General features: G+C 63.5%; 18 protein-coding genes. 5 read left to right on the top strand and 13 right to left on the bottom strand.

What is annotated here, in order from left to right; genetic code table 11:
* Positions 1–163: 163 nt before the first annotated feature.
* From QMK22_RS02735 to QMK22_RS02725, 3 genes are read right to left on the bottom strand one after another with little or no spacing between them, the layout of a single operon-like run.
* Entirely contained in the window at positions 164–2,554 is a 2,391-nt protein-coding gene (locus tag QMK22_RS02735) for an ATP-binding cassette domain-containing protein (RefSeq protein ID WP_283496103.1), read from the bottom strand.
* Positions 2,517–4,748, bottom strand: coding sequence for a S9 family peptidase (locus QMK22_RS02730; protein WP_283496102.1), 2,232 nt, complete (start codon positions 4,746–4,748; stop codon positions 2,517–2,519). The genes QMK22_RS02735 and QMK22_RS02730 overlap by 38 nt, the downstream gene beginning before the upstream one ends.
* A gap of 45 nt (positions 4,749–4,793) precedes the next feature.
* Positions 4,794–5,558, bottom strand: coding sequence for an SDR family oxidoreductase (locus QMK22_RS02725; RefSeq protein ID WP_283496101.1), 765 nt, complete (start codon positions 5,556–5,558; stop codon positions 4,794–4,796).
* Between the two features lie 165 nt (positions 5,559–5,723).
* Between QMK22_RS02725 and QMK22_RS02720 the strand changes: the two genes are divergently transcribed.
* The 4 genes from QMK22_RS02720 to QMK22_RS02705 all read left to right on the top strand — a co-directional run bounded on the left by QMK22_RS02720 (position 5,724) and on the right by QMK22_RS02705 (position 8,497).
* Positions 5,724–6,194 carry an NfeD family protein gene (locus QMK22_RS02720; protein WP_283496100.1) on the top strand — a complete coding sequence of 157 codons (471 nt, stop codon included), beginning with the start codon at positions 5,724–5,726 and terminating at the stop codon, positions 6,192–6,194.
* A 3-nt stretch (positions 6,195–6,197) separates the two neighbouring features.
* Complete coding sequence (locus tag QMK22_RS02715; RefSeq protein WP_283496099.1) at positions 6,198–7,250, top strand: SPFH domain-containing protein; 1,053 nt, start codon at positions 6,198–6,200, stop codon at positions 7,248–7,250.
* 3 nt (positions 7,251–7,253) lie between these two features.
* The gene (locus tag QMK22_RS02710) at positions 7,254–8,018 is read left to right on the top strand and encodes a glycerophosphodiester phosphodiesterase family protein (RefSeq protein ID WP_283496098.1); all 765 of its coding nucleotides are present in this window, start codon (positions 7,254–7,256) and stop codon (positions 8,016–8,018) included.
* Positions 8,019–8,128: 110 nt separating this feature from the next.
* A complete protein-coding gene (locus tag QMK22_RS02705) occupies positions 8,129–8,497 on the top strand; it encodes an RNA polymerase-binding protein RbpA (protein WP_283496097.1) in 369 nt (122 codons plus the stop codon).
* Positions 8,498–8,565: 68 nt separating this feature from the next.
* On the opposite strand, the gene lnt is transcribed toward QMK22_RS02705, so the two are convergent.
* The 9 genes from lnt to QMK22_RS02655 form a co-directional block, all read right to left on the bottom strand.
* A complete protein-coding gene (gene lnt / locus QMK22_RS02700; RefSeq protein WP_283496096.1) occupies positions 8,566–10,092 on the bottom strand; it encodes an apolipoprotein N-acyltransferase in 1,527 nt (508 codons plus the stop codon).
* A 7-nt stretch (positions 10,093–10,099) separates the two neighbouring features.
* Entirely contained in the window at positions 10,100–12,562 is a 2,463-nt protein-coding gene (locus QMK22_RS02695) for a DEAD/DEAH box helicase (protein ID WP_283496095.1), read from the bottom strand.
* A gap of 36 nt (positions 12,563–12,598) precedes the next feature.
* Positions 12,599–13,351: a twin-arginine translocase subunit TatC gene (tatC, locus tag QMK22_RS02690; RefSeq protein ID WP_283496094.1), complete on the bottom strand. Its 753-nt coding sequence runs from the start codon at positions 13,349–13,351 to the stop codon at positions 12,599–12,601.
* Between the two features lie 46 nt (positions 13,352–13,397).
* Entirely contained in the window at positions 13,398–13,649 is a 252-nt protein-coding gene (gene tatA / locus QMK22_RS02685; RefSeq protein WP_283496093.1) for a twin-arginine translocase TatA/TatE family subunit, read from the bottom strand.
* A gap of 35 nt (positions 13,650–13,684) precedes the next feature.
* Positions 13,685–13,999 (bottom strand): Asp23/Gls24 family envelope stress response protein, encoded by a 315-nt coding sequence (locus QMK22_RS02680; protein ID WP_283496092.1) that lies wholly within the window; start codon positions 13,997–13,999, stop codon positions 13,685–13,687.
* A gap of 3 nt (positions 14,000–14,002) precedes the next feature.
* Entirely contained in the window at positions 14,003–16,156 is a 2,154-nt protein-coding gene (locus QMK22_RS17475; RefSeq protein WP_349360474.1) for a helix-turn-helix transcriptional regulator, read from the bottom strand.
* A gap of 14 nt (positions 16,157–16,170) precedes the next feature.
* A complete protein-coding gene (locus QMK22_RS02665; RefSeq protein ID WP_283496091.1) occupies positions 16,171–17,136 on the bottom strand; it encodes an FKBP-type peptidyl-prolyl cis-trans isomerase in 966 nt (321 codons plus the stop codon).
* A gap of 124 nt (positions 17,137–17,260) precedes the next feature.
* A complete protein-coding gene (locus QMK22_RS02660) occupies positions 17,261–18,262 on the bottom strand; it encodes a tRNA (adenine-N1)-methyltransferase (RefSeq protein WP_283496090.1) in 1,002 nt (333 codons plus the stop codon).
* Positions 18,259–19,026 carry an HAD family hydrolase gene (locus tag QMK22_RS02655; protein WP_283496089.1) on the bottom strand — a complete coding sequence of 256 codons (768 nt, stop codon included), beginning with the start codon at positions 19,024–19,026 and terminating at the stop codon, positions 18,259–18,261. The genes QMK22_RS02660 and QMK22_RS02655 overlap by 4 nt, the downstream gene beginning before the upstream one ends.
* An 80-nt stretch (positions 19,027–19,106) precedes the next feature.
* On the opposite strand from QMK22_RS02655, the gene QMK22_RS02650 reads away from it, so the two are divergent.
* Positions 19,107–20,063, top strand: a complete 957-nt coding sequence (locus tag QMK22_RS02650) for a proteasome assembly chaperone family protein (protein WP_283496088.1) — start codon at positions 19,107–19,109, stop codon at positions 20,061–20,063.
* A 45-nt stretch (positions 20,064–20,108) separates the two neighbouring features.
* Here the strand turns inward: QMK22_RS02650 and mshC are convergent, their stop codons facing one another.
* A complete protein-coding gene (gene mshC, locus QMK22_RS02645; protein WP_283496087.1) occupies positions 20,109–21,452 on the bottom strand; it encodes a cysteine--1-D-myo-inosityl 2-amino-2-deoxy-alpha-D-glucopyranoside ligase in 1,344 nt (447 codons plus the stop codon).
* Positions 21,453–21,498: the final 46 nt, after the last annotated feature.

Raw genomic sequence — 21,498 nt, 5'->3', positions numbered from 1 at the left:
GTCGGGTCCGCGGGGTTGGCAGCAGCAGCCAGTACACGGGTGCTGCCCAGTCCGCGAAAGGCAGCCCGCGAGCCCACGCGTGTGGTGGCGTCGACCCAATTGGCCCGCAGCTCGCGTCCCAGCTCGCGTCCCAGCTCGCGTCCCAGCTCGCGTCGCAGTTCGCTCAGGCGCCGACGTAGGCCGCGAGATACTCGCCGGTGAGGGTCGGTCGAGCAGCCACGAGGTCGGCCGGTGTGCCTTCGAAGACGATCAGGCCGCCGTCGTGGCCGGCGCCAGGGCCGAGGTCGATGATCCAGTCGGCGTGCGCCATGACCGCCTGATGGTGCTCGATGACGATGACCGATTTCCCGGAGTCGACGAGTCGGTCGAGCAGGCCGAGAAGATTCTCCACATCGGCGAGGTGGAGTCCGGCAGTCGGCTCGTCCAGAACGTACACATCACCCCTTTCTGCCATGTGGGTCGCGAGTTTCAGCCGCTGCCGTTCGCCGCCGGACAGAGTCGGCAGCGGCTGGCCGAGGCTGAGATAGCCGAGCCCTACGTCGACGAGCCGGCCCAGGATCGCGTGGGCGGCCGGCGTGCGCCCCTCCCCCGCACCGAAGAATTCTCTGGCTTCGGACACCGACATTGCCAGCACCTCGCTGATGTCCCGCCCGGCGAGGTGAAAATCCAGAACGGAGGCCTGGAACCGCTTCCCGTCACACACCTCGCAGGGTATGGCGACACCAGCCATCATGCCCAAGTCCGTATAGGTGACGCCCGCGCCGTTGCAATTGGGGCAGGCTCCCTCGGAGTTGGAGCTGAACAGTGCAGGTTTGACGCCGTTGGCCTTGGCGAATGCCTTGCGGATCGATTCGAGCATTCCCGTGTATGTGGCGGGGTTGCTCCGCCTGGATCCCTTGATCGCGCCCTGATCAACGGTCACCACCCCGTCTCGTCCGGAAATCGACTCCCGGACCAGTGAACTCTTTCCCGAGCCGGCCACACCGGTCAGCACCGCGAGAACACCGAGCGGGATGTCCACATCGACGTTCTGCAGGTTATGCGCGCTGGCACCACGCACCTCCAGCACGCCCGAAGGCGCCCGCACCGACGATTTCAGGACGGCCCGGTCGTCTAGGTGCCGGCCGGTGAGCGTGCCGCTGTTCCGAAGCCCGGCGAGGGATCCCTCGTACACGACCTGTCCCCCGTCAGTTCCCGCGCCCGGGCCGAGGTCGACGACATGGTCGGCGATCGCGATCATCTCCGGTTTGTGCTCCACCACGAGCACCGTATTACCCTTGTCGCGCAGCTGGCGCAGCAGGGTGTTCATCCGCGCAATGTCGTGCGGGTGCAGCCCGATGGTCGGTTCATCGAAGACATAGGTGACATCGGTGAGGGAAGAACCCAGGTGGCGGATCATCTTGGTGCGCTGCGATTCTCCCCCGGACAGGGTGCCCGAGGCGCGGTCCAGGGACAGATAACCCAGCCCGATCTCAACAAATGAGTTCAGCAGATGCTGTAGCGCTACGATGAGCGGCTCGACGGACGGTTCAGTCAGACCCCGCACCCAGTCAGCCAGATCGCTGATTTGCATCGCGCAGGCTTCCGCAATGCTGACCTCGTTGATCTTCGACGATCGGGCGCCAGCGCTGAGTCGCGTGCCGCTGCAGTCTGGGCACACGGTGAACGTCACCGCCCGTTCGACGAACGCGCGGATGTGCGGCTGAAGCGAGTCGACGTCCTTTGCGAGCATGGATTTCTGGATTTTCGGGATCAGACCTTCGTAGGTGAGGTTGATGCCCTCGACTTTGATTTTGGTCGGTTCCTTGTAAAGCAGGTCGGCCCGTTCCTTTTTGGTGAATTTCGCGATCGGCTTATTCGGGTCGAAGAATCCACAACCGGTGAAGATGCGGCCGTACCAGCCATCCATGCTGTACCCCGGGATGGTCAGCGCGCCGCCGTTGAGTGACTTCGTATCGTCGTACAACGCCGTCAGGTCGATGTCGGTGACGGAACCGCGACCCTCACAGCGCGCACACATACCGCCGGTGATGCTGAAGCTGCGCCGCTCCTTGACGGTCTGCCCACCGCGCTCCATCGACACCGCCCCCGCGCCGCTGATCGAGGCCACGTTGAACGAGTAGGCCTGGGGTGAGCCGATGTGCGGCTCGCCCAGCCGACTGAACAAGATGCGCAGCAGCGCGTTGGCATCGGTGGCCGTGCCAACGGTGGAGCGTGCGTTGGCCCCCATCCGTTCCTGGTCGACAATGATCGCCGTGGTCAGCCCGTCGAGCACATCAACGTCCGGCCTGGACAGGGTCGGCATGAAACCCTGCACAAAGGTGCTGTACGTTTCGTTGATCATGCGCTGGGATTCGGCGGCGATGGTACCGAACACCAACGAGCTCTTACCCGAGCCGGATACCCCAGTGAACACGGTCAACCGGCGCTTGGGGATCGCAACGGTGACGTTCTTGAGATTGTTCTCCCGTGCGCCCTGCACGCGGATCAGATCGTGACTGTCCGCCACGGTCAGCTCAGCTGACGGGACGGACGTTTTCGCGGTCGGGCTCATCGAAGCTCCTGTGAGTCGGGTCAATGGGCAGATGGCGGGCCCACCAGTCCAGAATAATCTCGAACCGTTGCAACCGGTGCCGTGGACGACCGGTGCGGCTGAGGTCATGGTTCTCCCCCGGAAAAATCACCAGTTCAGTGGGGACTCCCCCGCGTTTGAGCGCTGCGTAGTAACGCTCCCCCTGCGACAGCGGACAGCGGAGGTCCTGCTCGGAGTGCAGCACGAGGGTCGGAGTGGTGACCCGACCAACCATGAACTGTGCACTCTGCTCCCGCAGCAGGTCGGCATCCGTGCCGACGTATTCGTCACCGAAGAAGTCACCAATATCGCTGGTACCGACGAACGCCTCGGGGTCGAGAAAACCACGCTCCACGATAGCGGCGGTGAATCGGTGATCGTGCGCCGTCGTCCACGCGGTCAGGTAGCCACCGTAGGAACCGCCCATGATGCCCAGCCGCTTGGCGTCGAGGGAAGGCTCCGATCGGAGCGCACCGTCGAGAAAATCGAGGACATCGGCGAGATCGAGGGCACCCATCCGCTGGCGGATTGCACGCCCGTGCGCCTGGCCATAGCCGGATGACCCGCGCGGGTTGCACAGGACGACCGCATAGCCCGCGTCGACGTATACCTGAGTCTCATCGAGAAGCGCGGTGGTGTACTGCGCGAACGGGCCACCGTGGATGGTCAGCAGGACCGGGTGCGGGCCGGGTCCGCGCGGGGTATGCACCCAGCCATGAACTGGGTAGCCGTCGCGCCCGGTGACTGTAAGTTCGATGCCCGATACCAGTCCGGTCGCGCGAACTGCCGCGGAAGAATCGGTCAGTTGCCGGGGTTTCCCCGCCGAAGACAACGTGCTCGGGAAGTCGAACGGAATGAGTACGAGATCGCCGGAAGTGCCGCCGGACTGCACCGCGGCGACAACCGCGGAGTCGCGAGCATCGACGGCGGTGACAACGCTCGCACCACAATCCACCGCTTCGAAGGTGCCCCACGGGTGTACCCGTACCAGCTCGACTCGACCCCGATGTGGGCGGAGCACGAGAATGGAGCCGTCCGACAACGGGGTGATACCCCCCGCGGCATCCAGATCGAGCTGAGCCTGGTCGGTGCGATCCGAGTCGGTTACACGGATAGGAGCCGAACCATCAACGAGGGTGGGCACCCGGTACAGCGCGGTATTCCGGCCCACGAAGTCCCGGCCGGTGATACCCACGTCGGTCGCGAGCATCCACAGGGCATCGTCGGCCGAGCATGCGAGAGCGGAAACACTCAGGTTGTTCGACGCGCGCACCACGGTGCGCACGGAGGCGCCGCGCGACGCGGCAGCGGCGGGATCCTCGGGCGCGGCGCCGTGCTGTACCGCGGTCGAGGACACCGCTCGGCCGTCGGCTGCGCCGCCGACATCGATGGCCAGCACCGCACTGCGCAGGTCGTCGTCACGGCCGTCGTGGCGGGCAGAGATGGTGAACAGACTCGACCCGTCGGGTGTAAAGGCCAGCCCGGAATGATCAAAGTCGCCCGTGGTCAATTGCCACGCAACCGGAAGTCCGGGTGCAGGCAGAGCGGCACCTGCACGCTCGTCGTCGCGGTGCGCCGCAAGCTCGGCGGCCGATTTGCTCGGGTTCAGATCGTGCGCCGATGGCGCTGGAGCGGGAATAGGTTCGCCCCAAACATCGGGAACGTCGGCCAGGAACACGTGCGCGCGACGGTCTGTCGTGTAGCCAACGCCGTTTGAACGGTACCGCAGCGTGACAATGTGTCGGGCCGGTTCAGACTCCGCCGAGACGTCCGCCACCGTGCCATAACGGCCGTGCTCGGGAACCCGCGTAAGGAAAGCGATCCGGTCACCGCGCGGATGCCACCGAAAGTCGGTCACGCCCAAGGCTGCGTCGGTCATCGCCAGTGGTTCGCCACCAGCCGCGTCAACGACGTACAGCTGCGCAGGCCCGTTGACGGTGGCCCGGAGAAAGCCGATCAGGTTACCGTCCGGAGAGAACCGGGGCGACGAATCACGAAAACCACGGGTCAGACGGCGCGGAGATGCTTCTCCCCCCAGCGCGACGGTAAAGAGCTGGCCAATATAGTCGTCCGCTGCAAAACTCGCGTGCACCCTGGAGAACACTGCCCGCGTCCCGTCGGGATGAATCGTCGGGCGCGACACCGACGCTAGGAGTGGCAGATCGGCGGCCTTCATGATTCGTTTTAGCTCCTCACCCGCCGCGCGCCGGTCACGCGCCGCTCACTCGCCCGAAAACCCGGTCGTGTCGCCGACGTAACGGGTATTGCCGACCGGAACCGGCTCGGTGGCCGCCGTGACAATCTCCGCTGCGAACTCGCTGACGTTGTAGAGGCGACCCGCCGCCTCCTTGCGGGCGCTGAGAGCGCCGGGGTTGGACCGTTCGAGCAGCGTCGCGGTGATCGTGCCCTCGATCATGTCGCCGGACACAACGACGAACCCGATTCCGGATTCTTCGAGCTGCGGGATAACGGCACGCAAAGCGTCTTCGCCGGCCCGCTTGCTACGGGCCACCGGCTCGTACTCCGGCATGGTCGGCGTGGTTTTAATAAAGTGCGCCTGATGGCTGGTTACGAAGACAACGCGGGATTCGTCGCCGAGCAGCGGGATGGCTTCGGTCAGCAAGTTCACCTGCGCGTCCCGGTTGAGCTTCATGGCGTAGTCCTCGGCCATGCCGCTTTCCATTCCCCCCGAGGCATTCATCACGAGAATGTCGAGGCCGCCGTACTCCGCCTGAATGGTCGCGAACATCGCGGCAACACTTGCCGGATCGGTCAGGTCAGCACCAACCGTGATCGCCTCTCCCCCGGCAGAGCGGATGGACTCAGCAAGTTTATTGGCCCGCGCCTCTTTATTGCGGTAGTTGATGACGACCCGCGCACCGGCCTCGGCGAAATACCCGACCGTGTCGGCGCCGATACCGCGCGACGAGCCGGTGACGAGTACGCGCTTGCCCTCGAGTGATCCTGCTGGCAGTGGATTGGTCACGCGTGCTCCTCTTAAATCAGTCATGTTGGTGCCGACGGACGGTGGGCACAATTTCCTCCACCGTCTTCGCTGTCGACCTTATCAATAAGCCCGGTCGCGCCCTCGGCGTGTTGTCACTGGCACCTGCTAGTTTCTAATGGAATCGGAATATGGGAGGTATCACGAATGGTCGACTTGACCGACTATCTCTGGATCTTGTGGCTCGTATTCATCCTCGTGGCAATCATCATCGAATTGCTGAGCCTGGAATTTACTTTCCTGATGATCTCTATCGGCAGTCTCGGCGGCCTGGCCGCTAATTTGCTCGGCTTGGAGTGGTGGCTGCAGATCGTGGTGGCCGCGGGCCTGTCCGTGCTGCTCCTGCTGACCATCCGTCCGTTCTTATTGCGCGTTTTACGCAAGGGCGGCGATCCGGCGCTCAGCAACATCGATGCCCTGATTGGAATGACCGGGCGGGTCGTCTCAACGGTCACCGAAACCGGTGGGCTGGTAAAACTGGCCAACGGTGAGACCTGGACGGCGCGCGTTCAGCCCGCTGCCACCGGCACCGACACCAACATCGAGCCCGGCCGACCGGTCACCGTGCATCTCATTGAAGGCTCCACCGCCGTCGTCACTATCGCCGAAAGGTCCTAATTCATGCTCGACTCCTCTGCTTTCATCGGTCAGATCTTCGTGATCGCGCTGCTCGCCGTTTTGGCGGTGTTCGTCATCGTCGTGCTGGTCCGCGCTATTCGCATCATTCCGCAGGGAAACGCGGGGGTTGTGGAACGTCTCGGCAAATACCACAAGACACTGTTGCCGGGGCTGAACCTTCTGGTACCGTTCGTCGACCGGGTGCGGCCGCTCCTCGACATTCGTGAGCAGGTCGTCTCCTTTCCCCCGCAACCGGTGATCACCGAGGACAACCTCGTCGTCTCGATCGACACCGTCGTCTACTTTCAGGTGACGGATGCCCGGGCCGCCACCTACGAGATCAACAATTACCTCGGGGCCGTCGAACAGCTCACCACGACCACCCTGCGAAATGTAGTGGGCGGGTTGAATCTGGAAGAGGCGCTCACCAGCCGTGACAACATCAACAGCCAGTTGCGCATCGTGCTCGACGAAGCGACCGGCAAATGGGGCATTCGCGTTGGCCGTGTCGAGCTCAAAGCGATCGAACCACCCCACTCCATCCAGGATTCAATGGAAAAGCAGATGCGCGCCGAACGTGACCGCCGTGCGTTGATCCTCACCGCCGAGGGCACCAAGCAATCGGCAATCCTCACCGCCGAGGGCGCACGCCAAGCGGCGATCCTCGAGGCCGAGGGTGATGCGAAAGCGGCCGTGCTGCGCGCGCAGGGCGAGGCCGAGGCCATTACCACCGTGTTCCGGGCCATTCACGACGGCGATCCCGACCCGAAGTTGCTCGCGTACCAGTACCTGCTCACCCTGCCCAAACTTGCTGAAGGCAGTTCCAACAAGCTCTGGATCGTACCGAGCGAACTGAGCGAAGCCATGAAGGGAATCGGCAGTGCGTTCGGTGCAAACGTCACGGGTGCAAACGTCACGGGTGCAAACGTCACGGGTGCAAACGTCACCGGTGCCAGTCCTGCTGCACCGACCCCCGCACCGACCCCGCCGGTAACTCCTGCACCAACTCCTCCACCTAGTCCGACTCCTGCGGCACCTTCGTCGCCGCAGGTCTAGGCGGTGCCAGCGAGCGCACAGTCGGTTTTTCTGGCCGCACCGTACCCACGGGTTTTTGCCCACCGCGGACTCGCCCTGGAGGCGCCGGAAAATACCCTGCTCGCGTTCGTGAAAGCCCTCGCCGGCGGCGCGACGCACCTCGAGACCGACGTGCACGTCTCGCTCGACGGTGTGGCCGTCATCAGCCACGACCCTGATCTTTCCTTGCTCGGACGGGACGTGCGCATTGATCAACTGACCATGGCCGAACTCAAGCGCATCGCCCTGGGGTCCGGCCAATCATTCACGTCGCTGTCCGATGCCTTCGAGGCGTTTCCGACCGCGCGGTTCAATATCGATATCAAGACGGATGCCGCGGCCGAGCCCGCCGCACGCGCGATACGCGACCAGCGAGCTGTCAGCCGGGTGCTCGTCACCTCATTCAATGAAACACGCCGCAGGCACGTGGTCGGACTGCTGCCCGGCGTGGTCTCGTCGGCTTCGTCTCCCCTCGTCGCCCGGGCGTTGGCGGCGACCGCCCTGGGACTGACCGACCTCGTTCGACGCTCGCTGCAGGGTTGCGTCGCGGTGCAGGTCCCCGAACGCGCCGGCCCCGCTCACATCGTCACCCCTCGTTTCATCGCCATGATGCACCGGCTGAACGTCGAGGTCCACGTCTGGACCGTCAACGATCCGATCGATATGATGCGGCTCCTCGATCTGGGAGTGGACGGCCTCGTCACGGATCGCACGGACCTTGCCGTAGGCGTCATTACCCGCCGAACCTGAGAATTACCTCCCAGAATGGGGGTCAGGGAAGGTTAACACCCAGCTTGATGGTTTACAACTGTGAAGGCATCGTGATCGAACCTTGATCGCGAACGAGAGGAGACCACACTATGGCTGACCGCAGTTTGCGTGGCATGAGATTAGGCGCACAAAGCCTACAGAGCGAAGAAGGCGTCACCTTCTCCCCCCGAGTCCCTCACACCTACCGGTGTGACACCTGCGGGCGAGAGACGGTAATGATTTTTTCGGCCGAAGCTGAAGCTCCGGACGAATGGGAATGCAAGTACTGCGCACGGACGGCGACTCGACTCGTCGATTCCTTGCCGGTGATCGTTGACCACTCCGACGAGAAGATTCCTCGGACCCACTGGGACATGCTGTTGGAACGCCGCACCAGGGACGAACTCGAAGAGCTGCTCGAAGAGCGCCTCTCCGTATTACGCCTCCGTCGCGGTGGCCAGCAGAAAATCGGCGCATAACGGCCGAGAGCACTCCGCACGACCCCGCACTTCGTGGCGGGGTCGTTGTTGGTTAACCAGCTATCTGGCTACCCTCGTCGTTGGCGCCGAGCAGCAGCAGCGCACAGCGCCAATCCGGCCAGACCGAGCCCCGAGACGAGCCATTCCCAGCCGCGGCCGGCCACCATCGCCGGCGTGATGGTGTTGCTCAGCGGAACCGTCTGCACCATGGCGCCCGCCGTGAACGTCGGCAGGCTATCGAGCGTCTGGCCGTCAGGCGTGATGATGGCGCTGGACCCGACCGTGGAGATGTTCACCACGGTGCGTCCCGTTTCCAGCGCGCGCAGGCGGGCGATCGCCAACTGCTGCACGCTTTCGTCGGTGTGTCCGAAATCGGCGTTGTTGGTTTGCGCGAGAATGATTTCGGCCTTATCATCGATCATTTCGTGCACGAGCTGATCGTCGGCGATGTCGAAGCAAATCGCGATCCCGGCCAGAACCCCGTTGATATCAAAGATATTATCCCGCGTGCCGATGCCGTAGTCTCGACCGATCAAGTCGATCAGCTCCGGCGCAAACGGCCGCCAGAACGCCCGGTCCGGCATATATTCCGCGAAGGGAACCGGATGGACCTTGTCGTAGACGTCAACGGCTCCCCGGCCGGCCTCCCAGAGCAGCGAACTGTTGTAGTACGTATCGCCGGGCTTGGTGATGGCACCGGTGATCAACGGGGCATCCATTTCGGTGCTGAGGTAATCGAGGACTTGCGCGGCCTGCGCTGACCGAGTCGGGTCGATGTCGCTGGCATTCTCCGGCCAGACCACAAAATCAACCTTCTCGCCGATCAGCGGCAGTGTTGCCGAGGTGTGGTCCTGCAAAATCTGGCCCGGCGAGTATTCGGCGAACAGACCCGCATCCGCATTCCCTTGCACAGCCGCCAGTCGGGCCGTACCACTCTGAATCGTCGGCCAGGCTGGTACAGCGAGCACCAGCGCGACGGCGCCGACGGCGACCCCCGCACGCAGGGTCCTGGTCAGGTTGGGTTCGCGACACAGCTGCACGCCGAGGGCGCTCAACCAGACCAGGATGAAACTCAAACCGGACAAACCGACCCAGGCCACGATCGGAGCAAACGGACTCTCCGACTGAGATAACGCGACCCGGCCCCAGGCAAAGCCACCATAGGGCCAGACGGCGCTGATGGCTTCGCGCGCCGTCCACAAACCGGCCACGATGATGGGCACGACACCGAGGCGTCCCCAAACGCTCGGCCAGACCCGCGGACCGTGCCGCAACACGAGGGCAATCAGGCCAAGACCGACAGCGAAGAACAAGCTCTCCAACCCGCCGAGCGCGAACCAGGGAACAAGCCCGAGATACAGGGTGATCCAGAAAATATGGATCAGCCAAAAGGACAATCCAGCGACCAATCCCACGAGCAGTCCGCTCAGTAGATTCCGTCCCAGTACCGCCACGAGCATGAGCGAGACGCCCACCGGCGCGAGAAACCACCAGCCACGATCCGGAAAACCGGCGTCGAGAATGGCTCCGGCTCCCGCCGCGACCAGAACGGATGCCCACAACGGCAGACTAAACGTGCGCTCACTGCCCCACATGGCTGGTTCAGGCCACCGAGGAATACGCGACGATACCGCGACGAATGGCGTCCATGGCGGCACGAGCGGTCGGCCCAACCCGACCGTCGCCGGCAATGGACAGTTGGTCAAGCAGATCAATGGTCTGTTTGGTCCAACGCACGAAATCGCCGGCCGCCATTTCCGCCTCGTACAGTACGTCGCTCAGCGAAGCGCCACGAGCCCATTTCCACATGGCGAGGCTCAGGCCGACGGCCAGCGGATTACTGCCGGGCAGCTTGTGGTCGCGTTCGAGGTCGTCGATGCGGCTCCACAGGTCCTGTGTTTCGTCCAGCGCCGCACGAAACTGTCCCTTCGGCAGGTAGCGGGCATCAATCAGGCCCTCTTCCCGGCGCGGTTCAAAGACGAGAGCGCAGGCCATCGCGGCCAGGCTCGCCGCATCGAGGTCGCTCCATAAGCCTCGGCGCAGAGATTCGGCGACGAGAAGATCACGTTCGGCGTAGATGCGGCGCAGGATTCGTCCGCTTTCACTGAGCGATATCTCACCTCCCGCATCGGATTCGAGGTACCCGTAGCCGAGCAGAACATCAGTCACCCGGTCGAAGACCCGGGCGATGGCTCCGGTACGTTGCGAGATCTGCTGGTTGAGCGCATCCGTTTGCCGTTTGAGTTTGAACCACCGTTCCGCCCACCGAGAGTGTGCTTCCCGGTCGGGGCAATGATGGCAGCCGTGGGCGCGCATGTGCTTGCGCAGGCTGGCCACCTCGCGCTGGCGTTTGTCTCGCTCGCCGCGCAGCGAATTATCGGCCTTGGTGCCCTCACGCTCCACCTCAGTCAGTCGGCGGCGAATCGACGAATACTCCTCGAAATTGCCGAGGTGACAGGTCATGCTGGTTTTGAAACCGGCCAGGGACTCTTCCTGCTGACGAACCGAACGGGCCAGATCGACAACGGCGCGATCAGCCTGAAACTGTGCAAAAGACGATTCCAATACGCCACGAGTACGAGTCACCCCGAACTGGTCGATGAGGTTGACGGCCATGTTGTAGGTGGGTTTGAAACTGGAATTCAGCGGATAAGTACGCCGGGAAGCGAGCGAGGCCACGGCCTGGGGATCCAGTCCCTGAGCCCACTGGATGACCGAGTGGCCGAGGGTATCGATTCCACGGCGACCGGCCCGGCCGGTGAGTTGGGTGTACTCCCCCGGGGTGATCGGTACGCGAGCCTCCCCGTTGAACTTTTCCAACTTATCCAAAACGACCGTGCGGGCGGGCATGTTGATGCCCAGGGCCAGCGTCTCGGTCGCGAAAACGGCCTTCACCAGTTTCTTCTGAAACAGCTCCTCAACGACCTCCTTGAACGCCGGCAGCAGACCGGCATGATGCGCGGCCACACCGCGCTCAAGCCCGTCCAACCATTCGAAGTACCCGAGCACCCCCAGATCTTCATCGAGCAGGGTTCGGCAACGGTCATCGACAATCTGACGTATCTCGTCGCGCTCGTGTTCTTGAGTCAGACGCACTCCGGAGCGAAGCACCTGGCGCACAGCCTGGTCGCAGCCGACTCGGCTGAAGATGAAGAAAATGGCCGGCAGCAGATGCTTGCCATCGAGCATGCGAACGATGTCCCCGCGGTCCATGCGGCCGGCATCGAACTGTGGACGTTGTTGCTTGTCGTGCCCACGGTAGCCCCCGGACAAGCCGCCCTGGCGACCAGAGCCGCGGCCGCGACCACCGGCGGAACGACCGCCGGCATGGGAGAGACGCACGAGTTCGGGGTTGACCCGGTGCGTGCCGATCAAACCCGTGGAATCGAACAGGTCGAGCATATTGTTCTTGACCAGCACGTGCTGCTCGAGTGGCACCGGTCGCTCTTCCGACACGATCACGTCGGTTTCACCGCGGACCGCCTGCAACCAGTCTCCGAATTCTTCCGCGTTCGACACCGTGGCGCTGAGCGACACCATACGCACCGGCTGCGGTAAATGAATGATCACTTCTTCCCAGACGGCTCCGCGAAAACGATCGGCCAGGTAGTGCACCTCATCCATCACCACAAAGGCAAGATCAGTGAGCAGATCCGAATCGGCGTAGAGCATATTGCGCAGCACTTCGGTGGTCATGACCACGATGCGTGCTCCCGGATTGACGTTGCTGTCTCCGGTGAGCAGCCCCACCTGGTCAGCACCGTATTCGGCGACGAATTCCTGGAACTTCTGATTGCTGAGCGCCTTCATCGGCGCGGTGTAGAACACTTTCGCTCGGGAGCGCTGCATGGCCAGGTAGATCGCGAACTCGGCCACGATGGTCTTGCCCGCTCCGGTGGGGGCGGCAACGAGCACACTATTGCCGGCCTCGAGGCAGGCACACGCCTCGCGTTGGAACGGATCGAGGTCGAACTTGAGGGCGTTTTCAAACGCCCGCAAAGTCGGTTGACCGGCCCGGGTGCGTGCGGCCGAATAGCGTTCGGCCGGCGATTGCGTGTGCGTCACGTGATCCTTAAGAGGTACAACATCCGGGACTTCGTACTAGAGCCCGAGTTCTTTTTCGAAGGCGAGCACTTTTCTGGCGGCTCGGCGATCGTGCAGCCAGGCGATGCCATAGGCGGCAAAATACAACATGACCATGGGAATGGCCAGCAGGAACATCGACACCACGTCGGCCGCCGGGGTGGCGATGGCCGTAAAGAGCACGATGACCAAAATGGCAACCCGCCAGGATTTGATAATCGAGGCCGCGCTGATCACGCCGGCGAAATTCAGCAGCACGATGAAGACGGGCAGCACGAATGCGATCCCGATCGCCACGACGAGTTTGAGCACAAAGTCGAAGTACCCCTGCGCGTTAATAAACGCCGAATCCTCCGTCGGGGCAAAACTCGTCATGAGTTCGACCACGTGCGGCAGCACGACCCATCCCGCGGCGCATCCGGCCAGGAACAGGGGAATGGCGGTGAGGAGGAACCCGAAGGTGTACTTCTTCTCGGTGCGAGTGAGACCGGGCACCAGGAAAGCGAAGATCTGGTAGAGCCACACCGGGCTGGAAACGATAAGGCCCACGTAGATCGAGATCTTCAGTTTCAGATCGAAGGCACTCGTAATGTCGGGGTAGTTGATTTGGGCGTTGCGGTGCTGGGCGTTGATGATGGCGTAAATCGGTTCGCGCAACTGATCCCACACGAAATCAGAGAGAAACCAGCCGGCTATTGCTCCGATGAAGAGGCCGGCAGCAGCGAGATAGAGACGCTTTCGCAGTTCAATCAGATGCTGGCCCAGCGACATCTTTCCGGCATCGGTCCCACTTCGTCGGGCGCGGACCGCCACGGGGCTAGGGCTTCGAGGCGGGATCGGCTGGGCCGGCCGCCGTCGGTCCGGACGTCTTCGATGCGTCGTCGCGACCCTGACTCGGGGCCGGAGCGTTGGGATCAGGGTCGACAGCGTCGCTCTTGATCTCGCTCTTGAAGATCTTCATCGACTGGCCGAGACTGCGAGCCAGTCCGGGAAGCTTCGGCGCGCCGAAGAGAAGCAGTATGACGACGAGGATGATCAGGAAATGCCATCCGGTCAGGTTTTGCAGCATGAGGGTTTGTCCTCTGGATTAGCGAGCATGTTGGGTCAGCGAGCGTTTCGCAACAGTTTACCCCGCCGGATCCACGCGTCGCGACGCAGCTGACGTCGGTGGGTGCTTTCCGCGCGCCGCTGCTCGACGTAGTGGCGCAGCAGGGCAGAATCGGCGAACACGGCCGGGACGACAGGAGCCGTCGGGCCCGGCCGTCCGGGATCAACCGCGGAAATCTGATCGCTGAGAGACGCTACGGCGTGCAGCGTGCCACGTGCCTTGCGATAGAGCATCACGGCACACCAAATGAGTACAGCGAACAAGCTGAGCACCAGCAGACACCAAATGAGCAACCACGACCACCAGGGCATGCGCTAGTCCAGCGTCACGGGTGGTTGTTCTGCAGCGGAGTATTGGGCCAGTCCTGCCGCCGCCCAGTCAAAAACCACCCGCCGTGATTCGGCCGGTTCCAGCACGGTTACGATTCCGGCCAGACCGGTCACGAGACGTTTGAGTGCGTGGGAGTGCGCAACGCGCAGGGTGGTGCGGGTGCGAACGCCCGAACCGACCGGTTCGGATCGTTCCGGACGGTAGTCGGCGAGCAGCGGTAGCGCCGCGGTCGCGAGTTCGAGTCGAACATCGACATCGTCGCTGGATGCCTGAAAGAGGGTATCGGGCAGCGGTAGGTCGGTCGGGTGTGTGCTGCGTGGCACGGCGGTAACGCGTGGGTCGGTCATGCGGTCCAGCCGGAACGTGCGCACGGCTTCGCGAAGATGGCACCAACCACGCAGGTACCAGTCACTGTCAACGGATTCAATGCGCAGCGGGTCGACGAGGCGGTGTTCCTGGCCCCCGCGAGCATTGAGATAGTCGAATTCGACTTGCATCCCCGCAGTGAGCGCCCTCTGAACGATGTCTCTGGTCGTTCCGGCATCGCGCTGCGCGACGGCGACCTGAATGGGCTGCGCCGAGGCGCCGCGGGTCAGCTTCGCCATCAACGATGCAATGGCGTCGAGATCAGCGTTGTCGGGCAGCGCCGACAGGTACTGCAGGCCGGCGATGAGCGCTGCAGCCTCGCGGGCGGAAAATCTCGGCGAGTCGTCTATGGCAACCTGATGGGTCAGCACGATGCGATCATTGGTCTCGAATTCGTCCCAGAGGATGTCAAACAAGTCGCCGTGCAGATACTGGCGCGTTTCCCCCGGTATGCCGGAGAGGGCAATCAGACTGACCAGCGCGCGCACCCGCGTCGGTTCCAGTCCGAAATGCTCGGCCACTTCGGTGACGGTTACTCGCCCCTGATCGATCAGGTACGGAACAAGCGAGAGTAGGAGCGTGAGCTGATCGCCGGCGACCCGTGGTTGGCTGGCAGCCTTGGTCGTCGTCGGGTGCAGCGGCGCGCGGCGGCGCGGCACGCGCCCGGGCGTGACCAGCGGCAGTGCGGCAGAATGAGCGTCTCTGGCGGCGACCAGGCGGGATTGCACGGCGGTGCGCAGCGCCAGCGGACTCTCCACGAGTACTTCCGGGCCGAAACCGGCCAATTCGTCGGCGAGGATGTTGAGGTCGGTGAAGTGCAGGGACCGCACGAGTTCCGTCGACAGGTCGACCACGGTGTCGAGTTTTTGCGCGGCCTGACGGGCGCCGAGTCGCACCGCGGCGTCGGACCCGGGTACAACGACGATGCGGGCGGTGTTGCTGGCCCACAACGCATCGAGTTCGGCGAGAGCACGGGCACCGTCGGTCGCCCCCGTGGTGGTACCGGCGTTCGCGTCCGCGGCCATTTCCACTGTGAGCGGAGCAGGAATCGCGTTGGGCAGCACCGCCACCGCGCCGACGATTCGGGACAGCAAAAAGGTTCTCGGTGCGTGAGCGACCTCATCGGTCGCGTACAAGTGCCAACGTCCTTCATGTTGCACGAGCGCGCGCGGGGCGACCACTCGACGTTTGGGTTTGGTCTCCCCCGGCTTGAGGTAGAGAAAAACCACGACCTGAGCCCGGTCGAGTGCTTTACTCAGTGGTTCGAAGCTGTGGTCTTTGGTACGCAGCAGCGGGGCATAGCCGAGAACCGGTTCGCTCGATTCGACGCCCAGAGAGTCCAATTTCATCAGGGCCCGGCGTGATTCCCCCGACAACGATCCTTCCCGCCAGACTGTGCCGGCGAGTTTGAGCAGGGAAACCTCATCAGGAGTGAAGGTCACGTCGGCGGGCAGGTCGTACAGACCCTTAGGGATTCGATACCGCAGAAAGTGATTGCTACCGGGATCGTCCGGCGGCTCGATGGTCTCGAGTGGGATCCCTAATTCACGGATGTCGTCCTTGTCGCGCTCAAACTGGCGCTCCAAGCTCTCGTTGGAGCCGCCGGACGAGTACCGCTGGCGGTACCCCTGCACGCTGGCCAGGATGTCTGCCTTGGTCAGCCCCGACTCCGTCGCCACCAGAGCCAGGACCAGGCTGAACAACCGTTCCGGAGCCGTCACCCGGGGCGGTTTGTTCTCGCTCTGGCGTTCTGACTCGGACTCGGTAGGCATGAAGCAGACCTATTTTAGTTAACGCCGAGAATGTCGACGACGAAGATGAGGGTGGAGTCGGCCGGAATCGCGGCGGTCGCCGCTGAGCCGTAACCCAACTCGGGCGGAATGACCATGACGATCTGGGATCCAACCGTCTGGCCAGTGAGTGCCGTGGCCATTCCGGCGATCACGCCGGCCTGAGTTTCGGATCCGGCGGCGACAACGAGCGGCATCGGCGATCCGTTGGCCCAGCTGGAGTCGAAGACGGTCTTTTCCTTCCACAGCACGCCGGAGTAGTTCACCGTGATGGTCGAACCCTCCACGACCTTCTCACCGGCACCCTTCTTGAGCACACCGACTTCAAGCGTGGTCGGAGCGTCACCGTTCGGCACAACAACGCCGGGAACACCGTCTGCATTGAGAACAACGGCCGGCAGACCGTTCGCAACCGTCTGATCCGCTCCGTCGGCGCGGGGCAGAAAAGCCTTCACGACATCGGCGACGACAACGAGGGAATCCGTTGGGGCGACCCCAAACTGCTCATTTCCCGCTGCGCCGAAGGCGTCGTCGGGAGCAACAACGATCGCGACTCGTTCGCCAACCTGGCTGCAGAGCAGCCCGTCGGTGATTCCCTTGATACCGACGCCGTTGAGCACGACCGGAATGAAGTTTGTGCCGTCGTAGGCGCCCTGCTGGATGAGCTGCCCGGTCGTTCCGTTGTACACATTCAGTTCAACGTTGAGTTGCTGGCCAGCGACAGACTTCGTGCCCGACCCGGAGATGATCTCGGTGGCTTGCGTTGACGTGCTCTTCAGCGGTGTCGGAAACGTCACGTCGGGTGCCGAGCCGAAGTCGCCGGAGGCGGAGACCAACTTCGAGGCTGCGCCCGAGGTGGCGCCGGTGTCGCAGGAAGCCTCGGCCGTGCCGGGGCTGGCGCACGCGGTCAGTGCCGTCATCACGAGGCCGGCGGTGACGATCAGCGCGGATGCTTTGCGCACAAGTCCTTCTTTCGGTACGGGGTTGCTGCAGCGTGAATCTGCTGCGCTGGTATGAGGGGTTTTGCGGATGCCTTAGGGGCTGCGGCTTCGGCGTACTACAACCAAAAAAGGGCCGGGCCCTATCCTAACCGGCGTCGAGGTCGCGGGCCTTGGAAAGCTCTGCGCTTGTTCCGGCCGCCCGCACCCGTTTCCGCATCACTTTGGCGCTCACGTTGCGTTCGCCGAGCGCGCCCGGGGTCCAGGCCTCGACATCCGCGTCGCTGAAATCGGTCTTGGACGGACGGCGTTTCAGTTCGGGCAGGGTCGTGTCGGGGGCCAACCGGCGTGCCGTGATCAGAAACCCGGTATGGCCGATCATGCGGTGATCGGGCCGCACAGCGAGTCCCTCCACGTGCCAGCCCCGAATCATCGTTTCGTTGGAATCAGGGTTCGTATAAAACCCGGTGCCGCGAATGGCCTCGGCTACGCGGGAGAGCTGCGTCACGGTAGCGACGTAGCAGAGCAGCACTCCACCCGGCTTGAGGGCGTCGGAGACGGCACCGAGGCATTCCCACGGCGCCAGCATGTCCAGAACCACCCGGTCGACGCTCTGCACCGGCATGGTGTCGGGCAGTGTCTCGGCGAGGTCACCGAGCGTGATGGTCCAGTTCTGCGGATCATTCCCGAGGAAGGTGGCGATATTATCGCGGGCGACATCGGCGAATTCCTCGCGTCGTTCGAAGGATGCCAGTCGGCCGGCCGGTCCGATCGCGCGCAGCAGCCAGAGCGAGAGAGCACCCGATCCGACGCCGGCTTCCACGACCGTCGCGCCGGGAAAGATATCGGCCTGAGCCAAAATTTGAGCCGCGTCCTTGGGATAGATGATGGCAGCACCGCGGGGCATGCTCATCACGAAGTCGACCAGGAGGGGCCGAAGCGCGAGGTGCTCGACGCCCACGTTATTGGTGACGACCGATCCGTCCGGCTGCCCGATGATGTCGTCGTGGGCCAAGATGCCGCGGTGGGTGTGAAAGGTCAGCCCCTCCTGAAGGGTGATGGTATTCATCCGGCCCTTGGGCCCGGTGAGTTGCACGCGGTCGCCGACGCGAAACAATCCGCTGTTTTGAATGACCTGGTTGTTGCTCATGCGTCTGGTGCGCTTTCGTTTCGGGCGGAGCCGGTGGGGGCGAGAGGATGAGGGGAAGCGGCCGAATCGGACCGCCTCGCATTGACATAGAGGGCCGTGATGTCGTGAATGGTGCGCCCCTCGAGGGTGGACCAGCGGGTGTAGGAGGCACTTTCCGGCAGGTCGATCTGGTGCGGTACGGCAATAGTGATGGTACCGGCGGCAACGGCGGACGCGACGCCCGGAACAGAATCTTCCACTGCGATGCACTGTGCCGGATTGACCCCCAGTCGATCCGCGGCGACCAGATACGGATCCGGATGGGGCTTGCTGTTGGCGACCATATCACCCGCAACGACGACATCGAAGGCGACAAAATCAATGAGGTCGACGATTTGGCGGGCCATGCGCTCAACGGACATTGTGACGAGGGCTGTAGGCACCCCGGCGGCTTTGAGTTGCTGCAGGAGCTCCCGTGATCCGGGACGCCAGGGGATACCGTGTTCGGCGAGCTGTTCCTGAACGCGGTCGGTCAGTCGCGCCACAATGGCATCCGCACTCAGATCCACGCCTCGGGATTGCAGAATGGCTGCGGAATTCCACAGTCCGGCCCCGACCATCAACATGCAGTCGTCGTGCGTCCAGACACCACCGAACTCGGCCACGAGCTCGGTTTCTGCGCGCATCCAGTACGGCTCGGTGTCGACGATGGTCCCGTCCATGTCCCACAGAACGGCGGCGGGCAGGGAAGCGGGCGCGGGAAGCGGCTCAGGAAAAACATTCACGGGGTTCAAGTGTAGGGCCACCGCCTATCCTTGACGGAGGCCCTCCACGAGGGAGGCTTCAGGAATTGAGGATATAGACGGTGACTGACGGTAATGGGTTTCTGGGCGGGCGACTTCTCGTTGTCGCTTTCGAAGGCTGGAATGATGCCGGTGAGGCTGCTACGGGAGCGGTCCGCGCGCTCAAAGACCTGCTCGACGTCGAAATACTCACCGAGGTCGATCCCGAGTTGTACTTTGACTACCAGTTCAACCGCCCGACCGTGTCGACCAATGAAGACGGCGTGCGAACCATCGGTTGGCCCGGCGCGATCATGTACGGCCCGACGACGCCCGGAGTTGTCAGTGTGCCGCTGGCAGAAGATGCACAACTACGCGTAAGCGGAACGAACGCGGCCAATATTTACCTACTGATCGGCACTGAACCGTCGCGGAGTTGGAAGAGTTTCGCGGCGGAAATCATCGATGCAGCCCTCGCCGCTGACGTGAGCGGCGTGGTGTTTCTTGGAGCGATGCTCGCTGACGTTCCGCACACCCGACCCATTTCCATCTTCGTCTCGAGCGACAACCCACAGGTGCGTGCCGAACTGCAGATCGAACGCAGCAGCTACGAAGGGCCGGTCGGCATTCTCAGCGTGTTGTCGAACGCCGCCGAAACGGTGGGCATCCCCACCCTGTCGATTTGGGCATCCGTCCCCCACTATGTGCACAATGCGCCGTCGCCCAAGGCGATGCTCGCGTTGATTGACAAGCTGGAAGAGGTCATCGACGTGGTGATCCCCCGCGGTGCGCTGGTCACCGAGGCCGCCGAGTGGGAATCCGGCATTGACGTCTTGGCTGGCGAGGACGAGGAAATGGCGGCGTATATCGCCCAGCTCGAGCAGGCCAGGGATACCGTGGACTCGCCGGAGGCCAGCGGCGAGGCGATTGCGCAGGAATTCGAGAAATACCTGCGCAAACGGGGCACCGACGGGCGCGACGGGCGCGCTGATGGTCGTCCCGACAACCCCGGTGGCAGGCCAGACGGGCCACGTCACTAGAGCAGCGCGGCGCTAAAGCAGGTGGGCGACCCGGCGCACCGGGTACTACAGGGCTACGCCCAGCAGCGCACTGACGGCGCGATTCACCAGCGCTGGGTCGTCGACCGGGCCGGCGGCCGCGTCGTCGACGAGCCGCAGGGCCTGGGGCGTATCCAGGTCGTGCCGGAGCGCCAGGCGGAGGGAATCCACGAGTGTCGCGGCGGTTCCTGTTGGCGCAGCGCTCGACGCAGTTACGGCTGCGGCGCCCAGTACGGCCGGAGCGCTGATTCCCGTAGCACCGGAGGACGCACCCTCGATGGCCGCAGCACCAAATGCCGCAGACCACGCCGTGAGGCGGGCGATGGCTTCGTCCAGGTGCGCTGCCGTCCATTCCCAATCGGTGCGGTAGTGCCGCGCCAGCAGGGCCAGTCGAATCGCTCGGGGGTCTACGTTTTGGGCTCGTAGCCTCGAGACCAGAACCAGATTGCCGAGGGATTTACTCATCTTCTCGCCCTGATACGCCACCATGCCGGTGTGGCTGTATACCCCAGCCAGCGGATGTCCGGACAGCGCCTGCGCATGGCCGGCGCTCATATCATGGTGCGGAAAGATCAGGTCTGACCCACCCCCCTGCACCGTGAAGTCGGTGCCGAGTTCCTTCAGGGCAATGACCGAACACTCAATGTGCCACCCCGGGCGTCCCGCGCCGACGGATGACTCCCAGGCGGGTTCCCCGGCACGCGCGGCCTTCCAGAGCAGCGGGTCGAGACGATCACGCTTACCCGCCCGGCCGGGGTCTCCCCCGCGCTCGGCGAAGAGACGGAGCATGCTGGCCGCGTCGAGGTTGCTCTCGTCACCGAGCGTCCAGTCGGTGCGGGTTTCGGCGGCGTGAATATCGAAGTAGAGGTCTTCGGCGATCCGGCCGTCGGCCCCGGCGATGGCACCGTCGGTGGGCACTGGATAGGCGAGTCCGGCATCCTGCAGCAACGCGACCGCAGCAGAAACCTCGTCGATGACCTCGGTCACGGCAACAAAATCGTTCGGCGGAATGATGCCGAGGGCTTCCATGTCGGTGCGAAAAAGTTCCACTTGGGACTCGGCCAGGGCTCGCCAGTCCACGCCGGTGGCGGTGGCTCGTTCCAGGAGCGGGTCATCGACATCCGTCACATTTTGGGCGTAATGCACACGAAAACCGGCGTCGATCCAGACCCGCTGCAGGGTGTCGAAGGCGAGATAGGTGTTGGCGTGCCCGATGTGCGTCGCGTCGTAGGGTGTGATGCCGCAGACGTAGAGGCGGGCAGCATCGAGCGGCTGGGCCAGTACGAGGCTGTCGGTTTTGGTGTCATGGAGCCACGGTGCACTCGACTCGCCGGGGACAGAGACAATTTCGGGTCGATTCCATGCACGCATGAAACCAGCCTAGCTTTCATCGGGCCGGCGCTTCGCGCGCCGGCAG

This window comes from Cryobacterium sp. PH29-G1 (assembly GCF_030063365.1).
Taxonomy (GTDB): domain Bacteria; phylum Actinomycetota; class Actinomycetes; order Actinomycetales; family Microbacteriaceae; genus Cryobacterium.
This window is presented reverse-complemented; position numbering and strand designations above follow the sequence as displayed.